We start from the raw sequence: 17,869 nt of genomic DNA, 5'->3' as shown, positions 1-17,869 counted from the left end.
CTCTATGATTTGGTAACAGTCGATCACCCGCGGTGGGAGGCGCGGGTGTGCCTGGCAAGGCTACTGCGGATCGCCCCGACGATATCGTTTGCCACGGCATCCCGCGCAGCCCTGATGGAATTCCTGATCGCCTTCGCATTTGATCTCCCGTGGGCGATTATCGCCACGCCGTTTACGCCGAGCAAGGGCGCCCCACCATATTCGGCATAATCCATCTTCTTCTTCAGGTTGAACAGTACCGGCCGCATGAGGAGAGCGCCGATCTTCGCCGCAAGATTTGCCTCCACCCCGGCCTTGAGCATGGAGAATATCGCCTGGCCGAGCCCCTCCGAGAGCTTCAATACCACATTCCCGACGAACCCATCGGCCACCACGACATCCGCGGATCCGAGCGGGATGTCCTTGCCCTCGATATTGCCAATGAAATTTACATTGCTCTCCTTTAATAGCCGGTGGGCTGCAAAAACCAGCTCGTCACCCTTCCCTTCCTCCTCGCCTATGCTTAAGAGGGCCACTCGCGGTTCCTCCACCCCAAGCACCTTTTCGGCATAAGCGCTCCCCATCACGGCGAAACACAGGATGTGGTGGGGCCTGCAATCGACATTTGCCCCGGCATCTATGAGAAAGGTGCTCCCGGTTACTGTCGGGTAAACCGTGCCTATGGCGGGGCGCTCCACGCCCTCTATCCTCTTGAGCCGCAAAAGCCCGGCCGCCATAGCCGCCCCCGTGTTTCCGGCTGAGACCACCGCATCAGCCTCTCCCCTCGCCACGAGTTCGGTCGCGAGGAGCACAGAGGAATCGCGATACTTGCGGAGGGCGTCGGCCGGCCTGTGCTCATCCATGGGAACAACCTGGGGGGCATGAACCACGCTCAAGCCGGGCGGCACCCGCCTGCCCTCGCCTCTAGCTCTCTCAAGTTCGCGTTCTATCCTGTCTTTATCGCCCACAAGCGCCGCTTCCACCCCAAGCGCCTCAACCGCCTCGATGGCGCCATTGACGGTCTCGGCAGGGGCGTAATCCCCACCCATTGCATCCAGCGCTATCTTCACTCCATGGTCCCTCCATCCTCCGGGATAGCATGAACCACGAATTTGCCGGAGAACACCTCATCATCCCCGACGCGAGTGGACACCATAACCTCGTGCCGTGCCCCGGAACCACCTAAAACCCTGGCCTTGGCGACGAGCCTCTGGCCCGCATATACAGGCCTGCGGAACTTCACGCTAGCGCTGCCCGTCAACACGACCGAGGCGTCGATAATCGCAACAGCAAGGGAATTGGCCTGCGCGAAGATATGATGTCCCCTTACAATCCTCGTTTTCCTGAATGCCATGTCCGGTGTGGCCTCGAGAATGGAAATGCCCGATTCCCCCAGGGAGATATCGACCAGTTCACCAATTATCTCCCCCACAAGAATGGACCTGACTTTCGCGTAGGCCTGCTCGGCCACACGTCTCGTCCGCTCGCGCACCTCCGGGATCCCGAGCTTGAGCCTATCCAACCTTATTGTCTGGACGCTCACACCAAACTCCCTGGCAAGCTCCCTGTCAGTTATGAAAGGATCTTCCTCAATCCTCTCCCGGATAAGTTCCTGGCGCCTTTCGCTCAAAGGGTTCCTTCCCACGCCGAATCCCCCTCGGCCCTGCCCGCGCCGCGATCCCGCGGCCACCGCGAGCCAGCTAAGCCAGTATACATTGGGTGATACGCAATCCAGTGACCGGTGACTGGTGACCGGTGACCTTTGTTACCTGGTGATAATAGTAGATATTAAGAAAAACATAAACAAAACAGCTTGCAACCGCAAGCAGACTAGGACCAAGACTGAGGCCAAGGGATAAGGTTATCAAGCACCAGGCTGCGCGCCTCTTTCCCACGGGAGGCACTTGATTCCCTTGATTCCCGCGCCCGCCAGGCGGAACGAAAGCGCGCAACCCTACCAGCGTGTAATGCTTGCTACCTGCTCAAATCCAACCCTTACCTGCTACTTGGCCTCGGCCTTTTTGACAATCTCCCGGCCGTCATAGTACCCGCACTCGGGGCATACCCGGTGGGGCAACTTGCTAGCATGGCACTGAGGGCACTCGCCGAGCCCCGGCGCAGTTATCTTCCAATTTGCCCGTCTTTTTCTGGTTCTCGACTTCCCGAACTTGCCTTTAGGGTTAGCCACTTCTATTTCTCCTTCCTCAAGAGCTCCGCCAGAGGAGCCAGCCTGAAGTCGGGCTCCTTTTCACAGCCGCACGGGCCCAGATTCAGGTTGCGACCACACTCTGGACACAAGCCTTTACAGTCCTCCCTGCACAACACCTTTATCGGTATGGCCAGGGATATGCTCTCCTCTACGGCGGGACGGAGATTTATCGCATCGCCATGATATATCTCCGCTGCATCCTCGCCTCCTGCAACTCGCGCAACGCCGTCACCGCCCCTGACCTGGTAGGCCTGGCGGTATTCCCGCTCAAAAGCGGTGGCCACGTTGAGGGCAAAAGGCTCCATGCAACGATTGCAGGTGAGCCCGATGGTGGCGGCGACCTCTCCCGAAACCAATATTCGCGAACCGGTGTTCGTCGCCACGACCCGCGCCGAGACAGGCTTGTTGATGTTCACCTTTTCCCCGCCCGCGACGATGGGCCCGACCCTCCCTGAAAGCTCGGCCTCAACGCTCGCGCCTTTCACATCGCGTATCCCAGAGATATCCAACTCCAGGCCATTCACCGTCATCGTCCCACCTTAACGCCCACGAAGTTGATTATACAGAACAGCTCAACGCGTTGTCAATATCCGGGGAACACACGCTGTCACTGGCCTGCAGCGAATCTGATCGCTGCCTGGTGCTGGGGATCAACCCTGCTTGAACCATGGGTCTTGCTGCCCAGGAAATGTATGCAGAAGTGGCCATCAAAGTCATTTCCATTGATCACATCACCCCCATGAGGCATGCCATTCATTGACGCCGCGAGCCTCCTACCCCTGACCTCCAGGATTATCGGGCGCCTTTCCCAGCTCCATTTGCCACCGTAAATCCTTTTCATTATGGCCGTGTCCTGTGTTGTTAGCGGCTCAGAATCGGCATGGTTATAGCCTCCCCGTCTCCTCACCCTGAAAGAGAGGCCTGTCCTCACATCGATGACGGTAGCCGTCGATGTATAGATTGTACGGGCGATGCTCCATGGCAGGAGCTCAACCCCGCCGCTGCCCCTCGACAGGGCACCCTGACCGGGTATCTCCAGCTTCTGGCCGGCCTCGAGATGCGCCGGGTTGGATATACCGTTCAACTTGGCAAGAGAAGAGACGCTCACATTAAACCTGCGGGCCAGTTGAAACAGGGTGTCGCCAGGTTTCACCACATATATCTTTGAGCTTCGCCTGGCGAGCGCTGCCTGTAGGAGCGCCCGGGTCTTCGGCCCGGCTACGCCATCGACCGGGAGCCCGTGCGTACGCTGAAAGGACCTCACGGCCTGTTCAGTCTTCGGCCCGAAATACCCATCGGCCTTTTCATTGACCAGGCCCAGGGCCCTCAGCGTCTCTTGAAGCTTGGCCACGTCATCCCCTCTGCAACCCCTCCTGAGCACCCCCTTCGGGCCCCCGGGGGATGCCGGATCCACCTTCCCCGCGGCTGAGCTCCTGCACGCAAGGGTCATAAGCAGAGCCACAAGCACCAATCCGAAAGACAAATTCCGGGCCAGGGCGAGTTGGCCCCTGCAACCCAAACCTCACACCCCCTTCTAGGCTAGGCTAGTTTAGCATTTAATGTTCTTATATTTTATTCATTAATATTCGCCAGGAGGTCGACTTTCCCTCCGAGGTAGGGACATAATATACTTGAGAACCTCGTCTATATTCTTAACCGCAACTACCCTGGCCGACCTGGCGGCCTTCCTTGCAGCATCCGCATTCTCCTCAGGCGCAAAGAATATCTCGGCGCCCTCCCGTTCCGCTGCAACCACCTTCTGCTCTACGCCCGCGATAGGCCCTATATTTCCATCAATGTTTATTGTTCCCGTCCCAGCTATTATATACCCGCGCGTAAGATCCTCCCTCTTCATCTGGTCGAGAATCTCCAGGACAAACATGGAGCCTGCAGAGGAGCCCTTTATTTCCCCGGCCTTTATATCGATCTTCACAGGAAACTCGTAGTCGACGTAGGGGGCTATGATCACACCTATCGCGGCCTTTTCCCTGTTCTCCTGGTGCCTTATCGTGGGGACGGTGAGCTCGAACTCGCGACCTTCCCTGTAGATCGTGAGCGTAACGGGCTCCCCGACCCTCCTCTTTTGTATCATCTCTATGGTCTCCTGGGCTGTCCTTATGGGTTTATGATCAACAGCGGTTATCCTGTCGCCTATCCTGATCTTTCCACGTGTGGGGCTTTCCCTCAGGACCTCCTCCACCTTAACATCCGTCTTTATGCTAAAATCATATCCCATCTTCTTCAATGCCACTGCCTTTGCAATCATCTGGCTCTCGAGCATCATGCTTTCCATGATGTGGAGGTACTTCTGCATATCAACACCTCGCGGTATTTCCTGCTCGATGGGGACGATATCTATATAGGGCTTCACAAGCGCCTCCACGGGGGATAGGATGCTAGCCTTCCCGCTTGATACAGCAGTAAGGAGAAAGGCCCCTGTCGAGCCCTTCTGCCCTCCGTCAACGGTTACCATGTATCTCAGATTCTCAGCTATACCGGGGCTTATTGTGATGTAATTGCGGGAGATATATAGTTGAGCCGCGCCAAGCATTAGTACAGCCAGCACCAGACATGAGAAAAGCCTCCTCCTCGAAGCATTCACCTTCACCTACCCCTCCTCTGCAGCCCTCTGAGACCGCCCCTTCACTTAGGATTTTTAAAACACCAGTGTTGGCCAGCCCACGCGCACTCCCGGCGCCAAGCGCGAGGCCCGCCCTGGGGTGCATATCATGTCTGCAACTCATAAAGACCACCGAAATGTCGGCTCAGAAATTATCGTATTGTAATCTGCCATCAAGTATACCTGGATTCAAACTTTTATAGATTTAACGGGGATGCCGCCATGCTAAGCTCAAGTAGCCAAAGCCTTGCAAATTTCATAAAATCGTATATTATGGAGATAACTGAAACGAGAGCCCTGCCTGCATGCCAGCGCGTGCCAGCGGGCCGTAATTTGCATACAATTCACATACAATCAGTTCACATATAATTCGCCTACAATTCGCGTATGAGGAGGTACTGTTCATGCCTAAACAGCTCTGGAAGCCCTCCACTCTACTCTACCCCGTTCCTGCGGTACTGGTAAGCAGTAAGGGCACGGAGGGACCGCCCAACGTGCTTACAGTGGCCTGGACGGGCACGGTATGCTCCGAGCCGCCCATGCTCTCAATATCTGTTAGACCTGAGCGCTACTCCCATACCCTGATCACCCAGAGCGGTGAATTCGTGGTTAACCTCCCGAGCAAGAGGCTCATTCGCGCCGTGGACCTCTGCGGCGTGAAATCCGGAAAGGATATGGATAAATTCGCGGCCGCTGGCCTGACACCAGTTCCAGCCTCGGTCGTCGAGGCTCCCATCATCGAAGAGTGCCCCATCAACATTGAATGCCGCCTGAGACAGACCATCTCTCTGGGCTCCCACGATATGTTCGTCGGTGAAATCGTGGCTATCCACGTCGACGAGAACCTGGTGGATAAGAAGGGACATCTCGACCTCGCCAAGGCAAACCTCATAGCCTGGGTGCATGGGCATTATGCCGAGATCGGGAAGATGAAAGGGTATTTTGGATTCTCCGTGAGGAAGCCGCGGCGCAGGGCTTAAGTTATGCATGCCTCAAGAGTATCCGCGAAAAAACCCCTCGTGCACGCAGGAATATACGACCCACAACCTCGGTGAAGAGCTTGATGTCTTCGATCTTCAAGGCAATGGCCGCAGCCAGGTAGGTCACCGCGCCAAGCCCGGCATCAGCGAGAAGCAACGCAGCGACAATAACTGTTCCACCGGAATTCACCCTGGGCACCGCGACCTGCTGCCAGAACACCGCGACGGTCGCGGCCATCGCAGCGGTGGCTGCCGCGCTCTTACTCACCTCCCGCCAGAAGGCCCGGTCAAGCACCCGGGCTGCACGCGCGCCCGCCTGTTGCACCGGCTGTCGCACCAACGGTGCCTGCGATGCCCGGAGCGGTAGTGCCTGAGTGCCCTCCCGGTCGGCCCGCGCCAGCTTACCCTCGAGAAGCCACGCCAGCGACAGAGCCCCAACCCAGCTGGCAACAGCTGTAGCGAGGGCGAGACCCCTCGACCCCATGATGCCCACGAGTGCGAGATTGAGCCCTATATTCACGCCTACAGCCAAAACACCGGTCCACAAGGGGGTCAAGGTATCGTGCAACGCGTAAAACGCACGGCCTGCTATATCCCGCCAGCTTATCGCCACCACCCCAATGCTGTACATGGCCATGACGCTGGCCGTGAGGCTCGTCGCCCGCGGGTCGAACACGCCACGCTCATAAACGAGCTTGGTGATCGGCCCGCTCAATATTATCAACCCCGCGCTCATCGGCAACAGCCCAAAGGCAGCCAGCCTCAGGCCGCGGCGGATGCTATCCGCGATCCTGCCCCATTCACTGGCCGCAGCGAACTCCGTCATGGTGGGGTATAAGACGGTGCCCAGGGCTGTCCCCCAGAGGACCATCGGGAGCGTATAGACGCGCATGGCATAATTCATCGCCGCCACATTCCCCTCGGGGAGCCCCGACGCAAGCATTCTGTCGACGAGCGCATTGATGGTTCCTATCCCAGTCCCGACCAGAACCGGCATCGTCAAGAGCAGTATTTCGCGAAGCTCGGGCATGCGCCAGTCTATGCGCAGGCCCGGGTGAAAACCGCGGCGTGCGAGCACGGGCCAGATCATGAAAAGCTGCGCACCCATGCCCAGGAGCGTGCCTGCGGCCAGGCCCCTGATGCCAAATATGTGCCCGAAAGTCAGCACTATGGCGATTATAATGATGTTTTGAACAGGGTCCGCAAAGGCCGGCACCGTAAAGTGCTGGAGGGAGTTAAGCATCCCCCGGGCGAGGAGGCCGACGCCCGTGAAGAAGGCTGCCGGCATTAGGATCCGGCCAAGAATGACCGTTTCATTGAAAACCGCTCCCCTGAAACCCGGAGCGACCAGGCGCACGAGCCAGGGCATAGCGACTTCCCCAAATATGATGAGGATGATCGCGCCGAGTGCCACCACATTCCAGATGGTGCCGGCCATCCGGAATGCGCAGTCCTCCCCTTCCTTGACGCGCTTTGAAGTAAAGAGAGGTATCACTACTGTCCCAAGCGCTCCCCCGATGGCCGCAAACAGGAGACCCGGAAGTCCCTGGGCTATGACATATGCGTCAACGTGGGCTGTCGCCCCGAACCTCGCAGCTATGACCATTTCCCTTACGAACCCCAGGACCTTGCTGAGGATGGCCCCAGCGCTGACTGCAAGAGATGCCCTGATAAGCAACGTTTTCCTTGTCACGTGGCTCCAAACCTCCACAACCTGCAACTATCCGCACCGCCCGGTTTCCCTGTACCGGTCGGCATCCAGTCGCAATGACTCGAACATACATACTATAGAAATATCTCGCCTAAATACCCCGCCTGAGGCTATTCTCGATTCGTGGTCCGAATACCTGCATGTTCAGAGTCATTGCACGCAGTTTTTTGCCACCCATACCCGCCGGCTATACCCGCCCCATCCATATCCGCCAGCTATATCCGCCGGCTATGAGGGTCCGGCGATTATGCAACCGGGCTCAGGTGGTGTCTCCATCCCACCTCCCGGCTGCCTGCCCGTCTGCCGCCCGGCCCGGGTTTGACATATGCGAAATATTATGATATGGTAACCAGTAACCAGGAGCCTTCCCACTGGCAAGGGCCTGAATCGAGGAATACCAGGCCTGTTGGGGGTAAAGGCTGAGTACATTGGAGGGATCTTCATGCAAAATTCACCTACCTGCTACCAGGATCTACGCCGCGACCTCGTCGATTTCATCGCAGCGGCAATCAAGCAGACTCCTTATGACAAAACCGTAATAGGCCTATCCGGGGGCATAGACTCCACTGTCGCCGCCTATCTCGCCGTGGAGGCCCTCGGCAGGGAGAGGGTGCTGGGGGTATCGCTCCCGAGCGGCACGGCCAGCACTGATCTGGCCAGGGATGCCCGCGCCGTCGCAGAGAACCTCGGGATAAATCTTCTCGAGATCGATATCTCGCCGCTCATGGAGGTCTACAGGAGCCTGGTGCCCGACGACGACCCCCGGCGAATCGGGAGCAAGATGGTGCGCGAGCGAATGTCGATCCTCTACCATGTCGCAGCCATGAATAACGCCGCTGTCCTTGGCACCGGCAACAGGTCGGAGCATCTCCTCGGCTACTTCTCGGTCTTTGGTGACGTGGCGTGCGATATAAACCCACTCGCCTGGGTATATAAGACCGAGGTGAAGAAGCTCGGCGAGCTTCTCGGTGTGCCGCAAACCATAATCGATCGCCCGCCGACAGCCGGCTTCTGGGTGGGCCAAACGGACGAGAGGGAATTCGGGTTCTCCTATGAAGATGCCGATCCCATACTGCGCCTCGCCTTCGACAAGGGCTATACAAAGGATCAGCTCCAGGCAGCAGGCCTGGACGGCGATCTCGTGGAATGCGTCCTCGCCAGGGCTCGCAATACAGAATTCAAGCGAAACGTCCCCATAGTACCGCCATGCCCCTCAGGTCGGGTATACCGGTGATAGAGTAACACCCGCAATTCAGCAACACAGCAACATCATCTAAAGGAAGGGGGTTCGATCATGGGCTTTCGGGTCGCCATAGTCTTCAACCGGAGAATGACGGAAGCCGCGGAAGCGAAGATATACAAAGACAGGCCTCAATATAAAGGACAGACAATAGCCAGGGTGCAAAGCGCCCTCAACAGCGCAGGGCATCAAACGGTGCTCTATGATGCAACGCGATATCTCATGGGCGCGCTCGAGGACTTCACGCCGGACATAGTTTTCAACCTCGCTACAGGGATCGAGGGCAAGGCCAGCCAGTCGTATGTCCCCGCCCTTCTCGAAGTGATGAATATACCGTATACAGGCTCAGGGCCCCTGGCCCACGGCATAGCCCTCGATAAGGGAATAACAAAGAAGATCCTCGCGCACGATGGGGTGAGGACGCCCGAATTCATATTGGTCAGGAAAGATCCGGCGGAGATGACAGGATCGCTGTCGGAGTCCCTGCCCCTGCGTTTCCCCGTGATTGTAAAACCGGCTCGCGAGGGGTCGAGCCGAGGCATAACGAGTGAGTCCATCGTCAACACAGTGGATGAGCTCGTTAGCCGGATCCGTCGAGTTCTCCACGAATTGCAGCAGCCAGTTATAGTTGAGGAGTTTATCGCCGGCCGCGAATTTACGGTAGGGGTTATGGGCAACGAAAAGCCTTACACCCTTCCCATCCTGGAGATCGGCCTCGAGCTGCCCCATGACGGGAGAGAATCCGCCTACACCTACGATGTGAAGGCCAAGTTTGGCTATACCCGAGGGTGCAAATGCCCTGCTGACCTCAGTGAGGCCGAGGCGTCAGCGATCCGCAACGCGGCCCTCAAGACCTATGCGGCGCTCGGCTGCAGGGATTATGCAAGGGTGGACATCATCCTGGGAGCTGATGGTCTACCCTATGTGCTCGAGCTGAACTCCCTGCCGGGGCTATTCGTAGAGTATAGCGCCTTTCCCGTCATGTCGAAGGCTGTGGGAATGACGTTTGAGGGCCTGGCGCTCAAAATCCTGGACTACGCCGCTGAAAGATACAATTTATGACGTTATGACGCTTGCGGCCGTGCCCGGCAAAATGTATACTACATGTATAAATACACTGTATTAGTGATCATTAGCTCGTTTAATTACTGTAAGCTCTTTCGGGGAGGATTCACATGCTTTACATCAGCTCACGCAATCCAGGCCTCGCTGCAACTCCGGCCGAAGCCATTAAACTTGGCATCGCCCCCGACGGCGGGCTCTTCACCCCCGAGCGCGTGCCGGAGCTCGGAATGAGTGGGGCCTGCACCATTGACGATATGGTCGGAATGAGCTACCTCGAGAGGGCAAAGGTCATCCTCGGGGCATTCTTAACGGATTTTACGGATGAAGAGCTCGCAGCCTGCATCAGGGCCGCATACGGGCGCGGCGCCTTCGATGTCAAGGGTGTTGCACCCGTGAGGCCTCTTGCAGGACCAGGATCCCAACTTTATATCCTCGAACTCTGGCACGGCCCCACCTGCGCCTTTAAGGATGTCGCGCTCCAGATATTGCCGCACCTCCTGACCCTCGCCTCGATGAAGACCTCCGAGGAGAAGGAGATCGTCATCCTGGTGGCCACCTCCGGGGACACAGGCAAGGCTGCCCTTGAGGGATTCAAGGATGTCCCCGGCACTAGGATAATCGTGTTCTACCCGCATGCAGGCGTGAGCGAGGTGCAGGAGCGCCAGATGGTGACCCAGGAAGGCCGGAATGTTGCGGTAGTAGGCATTTTGGGGAACTTCGACGAAGCCCAGACGGGAGTGAAACGCATATTCGGTGATAAAGGCTTCAACGCTCTCCTCTCCGAGATGGGATTCAGGCTATCTTCCGCCAACTCCATCAACTGGGGAAGGCTCGTCCCACAGATCGTCTATTACATATCTGCCTACTGCGACCTTGTGACCATGGGCGAGCTCGCGCCGGGCGAGGAGGTCAACATCGCCGTTCCCACGGGCAACTTCGGCAACATCCTCGCGGCTTACTACGCCAGGCGGATGGGATTGCCTGTACACAAGCTCATCTGCGCATCCAACGAGAATAACGTCCTTGTGGATTTTATGAGGACCGGCGTATATACCAGAAAACGCAGGTTTGTGCAAACCATCTCCCCATCCATGGATATCCTGGTTTCAAGCAACCTGGAGCGCCTCCTTTTTGAACTGACGGGTCATAATGGGAAGCTCGTCAGGCAATGGATGCATGATCTCGCAGGGACCGGCACGTATGAGGTGGACAGCGATGTCAAGGGTGCGCTCACGGAGCTGTTCTGGGCGGATTACGCGACCGAGGCCGAGACCATCGCTACAATCAAGGCGGTATATGACAGCTACCACTATGTCCTGGATACCCATACCGCTGTCGGCAAGAATGTGCATGACAAGTATGTGGCCGCCACCCAGGATAGGCGCAAAACTATTCTTGCATCGACGGCGAGCCCGTTTAAATTTGCTGGGAGCGTGGTCAAGGCGATAGCTGGAGAGGAACAGATCCAGGGACAGAGCGAGTTCGATCTCCTACGGGTTCTCGCTGATATCGGCAATATGCCCATACCTGAAGGCCTGAGAGACCTTGAATTCAAGTCCCCCAGGCATACGATCGAGTGCGCCCCTGCCGAGATGCGTAACGTGGTGATGCAGCTGCTTAGCCCCAACTAGGCACCCGAGTCCCGGACCGCGCCGGGCATGGGCATGGTACCGAGCATGGATCCTGGGACTTAGGCACCTGGGGATGCTTTGATGATTTTTAGAGAAACTCTCAACCTTGTCCCGAAATCCCCCGCAGTTTATCTATTTTCCAGCCATGATTACACCCTGGCACCCGCCCGCGAGACTTGGAAAAATGCTGCGCGTCTGCTATAGTATGTCTGTTGCATTGGGGTCCGATGAGTTGCTATAACATTACGTTACCCCCCATGAATCGCCATGGTGGATGTACTGGTCATGCAATTCCTCATCGCTCCTAGATTTCCAATAGTTCTCAGGAGGATACTAAAATCTTGATGAAAATGATAAAGATTTTGAATGCAGAGACACGCGAACTCAATGAACGAATAGAGATGCTTAGAGCGAAACTCCATAAAACCGCGGAAGAACGGGGATTCATCCTAACGTCGGATGAGGTGCAAAGAGCTAGCCAGGAGCTGGATGAATTGATCGTCGAATTCACCCGCTTAAATCTCCTGAAAACGGTTAATAGATAGAGCTTTACCGGCAACCAGCGCTTTCGCTTTCCTCCCTCTTGATAAGCCCTGTGCCCAAAATGCGGCCACAGGGAACCTCCACTGGAGCGTCATGCCTTGAGCTGGGCCGGTTATCTTCTCCCTCAACTAGAATAATCTAGTCCCATCCCTAATATAGATATAGCGTACCGGAGGGAGGAGAGACCGATGAGAAAGCAGAGTGCCATCAGCAAACGCTCGGCCTATCTCATAGCCTTCATCGCGCTTCTCGTGACAACTGCCGTAATCGCCTACCCCGAGGAGTCATTCAAGGCGTCCCTGGAAGGGGTGCGGGTCTGGTGGGAGATAGTATTCCCGGCGCTCCTCCCCTTCTTTATTGCAGCGGAGGTCTTGATGGGGCTGGGAGTCGTCCACTTCCTCGGGGCTCTCCTCGAGCCGCTGATGAGGCCCCTCTTCGACGTGCCCGGCGTCGGGGCGTTCGCTGTCGCCATGGGCCTTGCATCAGGCTATCCGATGGGGGCGCGCATCACGGGCAGGCTCCGCAGGGAGAACCTCTGCACTCGAGTAGAGGCGGAGCGACTCCTCGCCTTTTCGAATACTGCTGATCCCCTTTTCATGGCTGGGGCTGTTGCCGTTGGAATGTTCGAGATGCCGTCGCTCGGGCCGGTCATTGTAGCAGCTCACTACATCTCCAGCATCCTCCTGGGATTTATCATGCGCCTTCACGGAAGGAACGGGGTTGAGCGCGAGAGAATCCCGCTGATGCGTCGCCCCAGAAAGGGAGAAAGCATATTAGCAAAGGCCGTCCGCGATCTTTACCGGGCCCGCAGGGATGACGGCAGGTCCTTTGGCCAGCTCTTCGGGGATTCGGTGAGGGATTCGGTGAATTCCCTCCTTCTCATTGGCGGCGTCATAATCATGTTCTCTGTGATAATCCGCGTGCTGACAATCGTGGGCGTAACGAAACTGATAGCATTGCCGCTGGGCTTCATAATGGAGCCATTTGGAATGAGTCAGGCACTTGCAACACCCTTCATCAGCGGCCTCTTCGAGATAACTATAGGAAGCGAGCTTGCAAGCAAGGCCGCATGCCCGCTTGTGCAGCGCGTCATGGCTGCAAGCGCAATAATCGCGTGGAGCGGCCTGTCAGTCTTCGCACAGGTTACAAGCATGACCGAGGGTACAGACATTAGAATCGGCCCCTATGTGATCGCCCGCATGATCCAGGCGGCCCTCGCGATGGCGATCACGTTCCTCCTCATGGGCCCTGCTGGAAAGGTGGTGGGGGGCGTCGTTGTCCCGACCTTCGTCACGAAGGCAGCCGCGCCCGGCGTGCCCCTGGCGACGCGCCTGTGGCTTCGCGGCGCCCACTTGTTGCTCATCACGGGCGTGTTGGTCGGAGCCTCGCTCATTATCCGCATGAGCCGGTCATTCAGCATCTTTGGCTTCAAGGTCGACCTCAGGAGGAAGTAGGGCCTCACTTCCTCCTCAACTCCTCCCTCCCCTTACGCACGACCTTCAATACGCGCTGGAGGTTTTCCTCCAGATTGGCGAGGGTCTCATCGACGTATTCATCCGCGCCGGATTTCATTGCCTCGACTTCATTCCGGCTCTCCACCAGGATCCTTTCAGCCTCTGCACGGGCAGCCCGGACGACCTCATTATTGTCTACGAGGCTCGCGATGTGGTCCTGGGCGGAACTAACCAGGCGTTCAGCCTCGGCCCTGGCTTCCGAAAGCAGCCTCTCCTTGTCCCTGAGAAGCAGCTCAGCGTCTTTGATCTCCTGGGGCAGGGCGATTCGGATCTGGTCGATGATCTCAAGGAGCTCGTATGAATCCACCATCGCCTTGCCGATGAGCGGGACGCGCCGCGCCGACTCAATCGCCACCTCAAGCCTGTCGAGAAGATCAATTACCTTTGTCTTGCCCAAAGTCGTTCCCTCCAGTTTCCCGAAACTTCCTGCGGATCCTCTTCTCAACCTCCTCAGGGACCAGGCCCCGAATGCAGCCCCCAAGGCTTGCTACCTCTTTGACCACGCTGGAACTAAGAAAGGCATATTCATTGCTAGTCATCATAAAGAGGGTTTCTATTGTGGGATCGAGCTTCCTATTAACCGAAGCCATCTGGAATTCATATTCAAAATCCGACACCGCCCTCAACCCCTTGATGATGGCTGTGGCCCCTTGCCGCCTTGCATAGTCCACGAGCAATCCGCCAAAGTGGTCAACGCGGATATTATTTAGATGGCAAACCGCGGATTGAAGCATGTCAACTCGCTCTTCTACAGTAAACAGTGGCTTCTTGCTTGGATTCCTCAGAACGGCGACGATCACAAGGTCAAACATCTTGCCTGCCCGCTCTATGATATCCAGGTGGCCACAGGTTACTGGGTCAAAGCTTCCCGGGTAAACTGCTATCGCCACCACCTGCATCCTCCCTTTTATAGAATGAAAGCATCGTGTCGCCAAACCTCTCTGCTCTTATTATTTTCAGCCCCGAGATTTCTATCGGGACCTCTTCATACCTGCTATGCTCGAGAACGGCCGTGCCGCAGACCTCCATCAGCCCAAGGCGCCCCACCGCGCCGATCACCTCGCCTCCCACCCTCATGGCGTAAGGCGGGTCGATGAAGATGATATCAAACCGGCACCCGCGGCGGCTCAATATCTCAAGGGCCTTGAAGGCATCATTCCTATACACCTCGGCCCTGTCCTCGAAACCCACAAGCTCGAGATTGTCCCTGATGACCGCGATCGCCTGCGGGTTATCGTCAATAAATACAGCATGTCTGGAACCCCGGCTCAGTGCCTCTATGCCGACGCCGCCGGTTCCCGCATAGAGATCGAGAATGGATGCGTCGATTACGCGAAAACCCAGGATGTCGAAGAGGGATTCCTTGACGCGGTCAGCAGTAGGGCGGGTGGCAAGCCCCCGCAACGATTTAAGCCTTCGCCCCCTGGCGATGCCGGAGATCACGCGCATTGACTGGTGAACCTTCCTCCATATTATTACACTGCAACCTTAAAGTTCTAAGAAAAATATCTGAATAAATCCCCCTTGTCCTTTGCATACTACATATCGAGAGAATCGAAGAGGAGGTGTAGTCCTGGACGGGACGTAAGCCCGGTCCCGTCAGGGGGGATTAACTAATCCAAGCGTCGGACACGAGGCAAGATTAGATCAGGGTTTAGAAACCCTCCCCCATAAGCTCTTCCTCCGGTTTCTCCTCTCCCACGAGATGACGGCCGAAAGGCCGTCATCTTAAATTTTATCTATCACTCGATAGAGATAATGTAGTAGTAGATCGGCTGCCCGCCATACTGGAGCTCAACCTCGGCATATGGGTACTGCTCCTGGATTCGCTCAGCTAGAACCCTGGCCTCGCTTAGCGACACTTCCTCGCCGTAATAGATCGTGATCAGCTCTGTAGCCTCGGTGACCATCTCGGCAATCAGATTGCTCGCGGTCTCCTCTCGCCCCTTCCCGGCGACCTTGAGCTCCCCGTCTGCGATCCCGATAAAATCCTTCTCTCCTATCTCCACGCCGTTATATTTCGAGTTCCGGACAGCAAAGGTGACTTCCCCCGTGCGCACCCTATCCTTGGCCTCATTCATGAGCCTGACGTTCTGGTCGAAATCCGAATCCGGCCTCATTGCGATGAGAGCCGCCAGGCCCTGTGGGATGCTGCTGGTTGGGATAACGGAAACCTCGCGGTCGAGAAGACCCCTGGCCTGCTCGGCCGTGAGGATTACATTTGAGTTATTTGGAAGTATAATGATTTTGGGTGTATCCAGGGATTCGGCGGCATTGACTATATCCTCGATGCTGGGGTTCATAGTCTGGCCACCCCTGACTATTACATCAGCCCCCAGGCTCCTAAGAATCTCCTCCAGCCCCTCCCCGGTCGCCACCGCTATGATGCCGGCCTCCTTGCCCTTCCGGGCGACCTGCTCACTTCCCCCCCCAGCGCTCCCGGCTCCGCCAGGCGCGGGGCCCTGCCCCTGCACCCGGGCCTGCCCCTGGGCAACGAACTCCTCATGCTGCAAAGCCATATTGTTTATCTGGATCTCACTGAGGTCGCCCAGGGCCACGCAGTATTCCAGGATGAAACCCGGATTATTGGTGTGAATGTGAACCTTTGCAACATCCGGGGTCCCGACCACCAGAAGGCAATCCCCGTAGCCCGCTAGCTCCTCTCTCATCTTGTCCAGCGGGAGCCCGGAGCCCCTGAGCAAGAACTCCGTGCAATATCTATATCTTAACGCCTCGCCTCCAGCTCCGGGTTCTCTAACGGCCTCGGGCGGCGCTGCAGGAGCCAGCATGGGCTCCTTCCTGCGCTTTACCTGCTCGCCCCGGAGGGCCGCAAGCGCGCCTCTCATAAAAATCACCAGCCCTTTGCCGCCGGCATCCACAACCCCCGCCTCTTTCAGGGTAGGAAGCATCTCGGGGGTGCGCTCGAGGGTGTCCTCGGCCGCCTGGAGCGCCGCGGCCAGGACATCTAGTAGATTTTTGCGGCTTCGCGCGGCAGCAAGGGCGGCCCTGGCAGCTTCCCTGGCCACAGTAAGCATCGTGCCCTCCACGGGCTTCATAACCGCCTTGTAGGCAATGTTAACGGCCTCCTGGAGGGCGTGCGCGAGCCCTGGCCCATCAAGGGTTGTCCTGTTTCCCAGGCCCATCGCAAACCCCCTGAAAAGCTGGGAGAATATTACACCGGAATTCCCGCGAGCGCCCATGAGGGACCCCATCGCGGCCGCTTCAGCGACCCTGGCAACTGGCGCATCTTTAAGCTTTTCCACCTCACGAAGGGCTGCGCTCAGGGTTAGAAACATATTGGTCCCTGTATCGCCGTCGGGAACCGGGAAGACATTCAGCGAGTCAACGATGCTCTTGTTCTCCTCCAGGAGCTGTGTGCCGCCTGCTATAGCCTTCATGAGAGCGGATCCATCCAGATAATCGAGCCTCAAAACCACTACCTCTCCCATTTTAAACCCCTATCCCTACTCTCCCCTGCTCTTTTTTGCGACCTGCCCAACTCTGACCCCCTGGACCACGACGTTGACGTTGGCCACCTTCAGGCCTGTCATCGTCTCCACCACATATCGGACCTTTTCCATGGCGTTATGGGCCACCTCGGTTATCTTCGTACCGTATTCGACGATGATGTAGAGGTCGACAACCACCTCTTCGCCCGAAAGCCTGACCTCCACGCCGCGGCTCAAATTGTCTCTCCCCAGGAGCTCAGCGATCCCGTCCTGGATGGTCCTGGATGCCATGCCAACCACACCGTAGCACTCTGTGGCTGCGGTTCCAGCTATAACCGCGATGACCTCATCGGCGATATTTATCTGCCCGAGCTCAGTGCTCATATCCCTTCCCACGACGCGCATCCCTCCAACCCTGTCGGCCTTGACTACAGGAGGCATCTCGTTTTTCTTAGCTTACTTCGCCGTATCCCCAAAAATTCCTCTATGATTCATCTTTATTCCTCTTATCGCCACCGATATTCGACATATGACGCATCCAAACGCCGCACCCAGGAGGAATATGACGTTGCGAGATGCTGCGAGATGTTGCCCTTGCAGAGAACACATCTTTATGATAGTATTATAGCCGTATAAAAGACAAGGGGTCCGCCATCCGGGAGGTGATTTGTTGTCATGGCAAATGAATGCGAGATTTGCGGGAAGCACAGCCACGTCGGCCACCTTGTGAGTCACTCTAACATCAAAACCAAAAAGCGGTGGTTCCCGAACATACGGAGGGTAAAAGCCATCGTCGATGGGACACCAAGGCGCATAAGGGTCTGCACCAAGTGCCTCAAGGCAGGAAAGGTAAAAAGAGCCATATAGGCTCTTTTTTATACACCGATTTGCTTCTATATTATTTCTTCTACAATTCAATTTAATTAGC

At 56.7% G+C, this 17,869-nt stretch carries 19 protein-coding genes; 7 read left to right on the top strand and 12 right to left on the bottom strand.

Annotated elements, in window-relative coordinates; all coding sequences use genetic code 11:
* Positions 1–23: 23 nt before the first annotated feature.
* The 6 genes from plsX to HPY71_01285 all read right to left on the bottom strand — a co-directional run bounded on the left by plsX (position 24) and on the right by HPY71_01285 (position 4,790).
* The gene (plsX, locus tag HPY71_01310; GenBank protein NPV52142.1) at positions 24–1,049 is read right to left on the bottom strand and encodes a phosphate acyltransferase PlsX; all 1,026 of its coding nucleotides are present in this window, start codon (positions 1,047–1,049) and stop codon (positions 24–26) included.
* A complete protein-coding gene (gene fapR, locus HPY71_01305; protein ID NPV52141.1) occupies positions 1,046–1,609 on the bottom strand; it encodes a transcription factor FapR in 564 nt (187 codons plus the stop codon). The genes plsX and fapR overlap by 4 nt, the downstream gene beginning before the upstream one ends.
* 372 nt (positions 1,610–1,981) lie before the next feature.
* Positions 1,982–2,167, bottom strand: coding sequence for a 50S ribosomal protein L32 (gene rpmF, locus HPY71_01300; GenBank protein NPV52140.1), 186 nt, complete (start codon positions 2,165–2,167; stop codon positions 1,982–1,984).
* A 2-nt stretch (positions 2,168–2,169) separates the two neighbouring features.
* Positions 2,170–2,718, bottom strand: coding sequence for a DUF177 domain-containing protein (locus HPY71_01295; protein NPV52139.1), 549 nt, complete (start codon positions 2,716–2,718; stop codon positions 2,170–2,172).
* Positions 2,719–2,795: 77 nt separating this feature from the next.
* Complete coding sequence (locus HPY71_01290; protein ID NPV52138.1) at positions 2,796–3,707, bottom strand: LysM peptidoglycan-binding domain-containing protein; 912 nt, start codon at positions 3,705–3,707, stop codon at positions 2,796–2,798.
* Positions 3,708–3,767: 60 nt separating this feature from the next.
* Entirely contained in the window at positions 3,768–4,790 is a 1,023-nt protein-coding gene (locus tag HPY71_01285) for a PDZ domain-containing protein (protein NPV52137.1), read from the bottom strand.
* A gap of 422 nt (positions 4,791–5,212) precedes the next feature.
* Here HPY71_01285 and HPY71_01280 point away from each other — a divergent pair, with 422 nt between their 5' ends.
* Positions 5,213–5,788 carry a flavin reductase family protein gene (locus tag HPY71_01280; protein ID NPV52136.1) on the top strand — a complete coding sequence of 192 codons (576 nt, stop codon included), beginning with the start codon at positions 5,213–5,215 and terminating at the stop codon, positions 5,786–5,788.
* Position 5,789: 1 nt separating this feature from the next.
* Here HPY71_01280 and murJ read toward each other — a convergent pair whose 3' ends face one another.
* Complete coding sequence (murJ, locus tag HPY71_01275) at positions 5,790–7,481, bottom strand: murein biosynthesis integral membrane protein MurJ (protein ID NPV52135.1); 1,692 nt, start codon at positions 7,479–7,481, stop codon at positions 5,790–5,792.
* Between the two features lie 460 nt (positions 7,482–7,941).
* Here murJ and HPY71_01270 point away from each other — a divergent pair, with 460 nt between their 5' ends.
* The 5 genes from HPY71_01270 to ylbJ all read left to right on the top strand — a co-directional run bounded on the left by HPY71_01270 (position 7,942) and on the right by ylbJ (position 13,432).
* The gene (locus HPY71_01270; GenBank protein ID NPV52134.1) at positions 7,942–8,733 is read left to right on the top strand and encodes an NAD+ synthase; all 792 of its coding nucleotides are present in this window, start codon (positions 7,942–7,944) and stop codon (positions 8,731–8,733) included.
* Between the two features lie 60 nt (positions 8,734–8,793).
* Entirely contained in the window at positions 8,794–9,801 is a 1,008-nt protein-coding gene (locus HPY71_01265) for an ATP-grasp domain-containing protein (GenBank protein ID NPV52133.1), read from the top strand.
* Between the two features lie 113 nt (positions 9,802–9,914).
* Positions 9,915–11,435 (top strand): threonine synthase, encoded by a 1,521-nt coding sequence (locus HPY71_01260; protein ID NPV52132.1) that lies wholly within the window; start codon positions 9,915–9,917, stop codon positions 11,433–11,435.
* Positions 11,436–11,776: 341 nt separating this feature from the next.
* Complete coding sequence (locus tag HPY71_01255; GenBank protein ID NPV52131.1) at positions 11,777–11,980, top strand: aspartyl-phosphate phosphatase Spo0E family protein; 204 nt, start codon at positions 11,777–11,779, stop codon at positions 11,978–11,980.
* Between the two features lie 186 nt (positions 11,981–12,166).
* Positions 12,167–13,432 carry a sporulation integral membrane protein YlbJ gene (gene ylbJ, locus HPY71_01250; protein ID NPV52130.1) on the top strand — a complete coding sequence of 422 codons (1,266 nt, stop codon included), beginning with the start codon at positions 12,167–12,169 and terminating at the stop codon, positions 13,430–13,432.
* A gap of 4 nt (positions 13,433–13,436) precedes the next feature.
* Here ylbJ and HPY71_01245 read toward each other — a convergent pair whose 3' ends face one another.
* From HPY71_01245 to HPY71_01225, 5 genes are all read right to left on the bottom strand, one after another.
* Positions 13,437–13,889, bottom strand: coding sequence for an ATPase (locus HPY71_01245; GenBank protein ID NPV52129.1), 453 nt, complete (start codon positions 13,887–13,889; stop codon positions 13,437–13,439).
* Positions 13,867–14,382: a pantetheine-phosphate adenylyltransferase gene (gene coaD, locus HPY71_01240; protein NPV52128.1), complete on the bottom strand. Its 516-nt coding sequence runs from the start codon at positions 14,380–14,382 to the stop codon at positions 13,867–13,869. The genes HPY71_01245 and coaD overlap by 23 nt, the downstream gene beginning before the upstream one ends.
* On the bottom strand, positions 14,351–14,941 hold the full coding sequence (rsmD, locus tag HPY71_01235) for a 16S rRNA (guanine(966)-N(2))-methyltransferase RsmD (protein ID NPV52127.1): 591 nt from the start codon (positions 14,939–14,941) through the stop codon (positions 14,351–14,353). Before rsmD ends, coaD begins: the two co-directional genes overlap by 32 nt.
* Positions 14,942–15,234: 293 nt before the next feature.
* On the bottom strand, positions 15,235–16,941 hold the full coding sequence (locus HPY71_01230) for a DAK2 domain-containing protein (GenBank protein ID NPV52126.1): 1,707 nt from the start codon (positions 16,939–16,941) through the stop codon (positions 15,235–15,237).
* A 15-nt stretch (positions 16,942–16,956) separates the two neighbouring features.
* On the bottom strand, positions 16,957–17,337 hold the full coding sequence (locus HPY71_01225) for an Asp23/Gls24 family envelope stress response protein (GenBank protein NPV52125.1): 381 nt from the start codon (positions 17,335–17,337) through the stop codon (positions 16,957–16,959).
* A 279-nt stretch (positions 17,338–17,616) separates the two neighbouring features.
* Here HPY71_01225 and HPY71_01220 point away from each other — a divergent pair, with 279 nt between their 5' ends.
* Positions 17,617–17,808, top strand: coding sequence for a 50S ribosomal protein L28 (locus HPY71_01220; GenBank protein NPV52124.1), 192 nt, complete (start codon positions 17,617–17,619; stop codon positions 17,806–17,808).
* Positions 17,809–17,869 lie beyond the last annotated feature (61 nt).

The organism is Bacillota bacterium, from assembly GCA_013178125.1.
Lineage (GTDB): Bacteria > Bacillota > SHA-98 > Ch115 > JABLXJ01 > JABLXL01.
This window is presented reverse-complemented; position numbering and strand designations above follow the sequence as displayed.

Bases quoted from the DNA above. Each gene is read 5' to 3' on its own strand.
- HPY71_01295 (NPV52139.1), bottom strand. From the start codon at position 2,718: ATGACGGTGAATGGCCTGGAGTTGGATATCTCTGGGATACGCGATGTG.
- HPY71_01260 (NPV52132.1), top strand. From the start codon at position 9,915: ATGCTTTACATCAGCTCACGCAATCCAGGCCTCGCTGCAACTCCGGCC.
- rsmD (NPV52127.1), bottom strand. From the start codon at position 14,941: ATGCGCGTGATCTCCGGCATCGCCAGGGGGCGAAGGCTTAAATCGTTG.
- HPY71_01220 (NPV52124.1), top strand. From the start codon at position 17,617: ATGGCAAATGAATGCGAGATTTGCGGGAAGCACAGCCACGTCGGCCAC.
- ylbJ (NPV52130.1), top strand. From the start codon at position 12,167: ATGAGAAAGCAGAGTGCCATCAGCAAACGCTCGGCCTATCTCATAGCC.
- HPY71_01270 (NPV52134.1), top strand. From the start codon at position 7,942: ATGCAAAATTCACCTACCTGCTACCAGGATCTACGCCGCGACCTCGTC.
- HPY71_01230 (NPV52126.1), bottom strand. From the start codon at position 16,941: ATGGGAGAGGTAGTGGTTTTGAGGCTCGATTATCTGGATGGATCCGCT.
- HPY71_01265 (NPV52133.1), top strand. From the start codon at position 8,794: ATGGGCTTTCGGGTCGCCATAGTCTTCAACCGGAGAATGACGGAAGCC.
- HPY71_01280 (NPV52136.1), top strand. From the start codon at position 5,213: ATGCCTAAACAGCTCTGGAAGCCCTCCACTCTACTCTACCCCGTTCCT.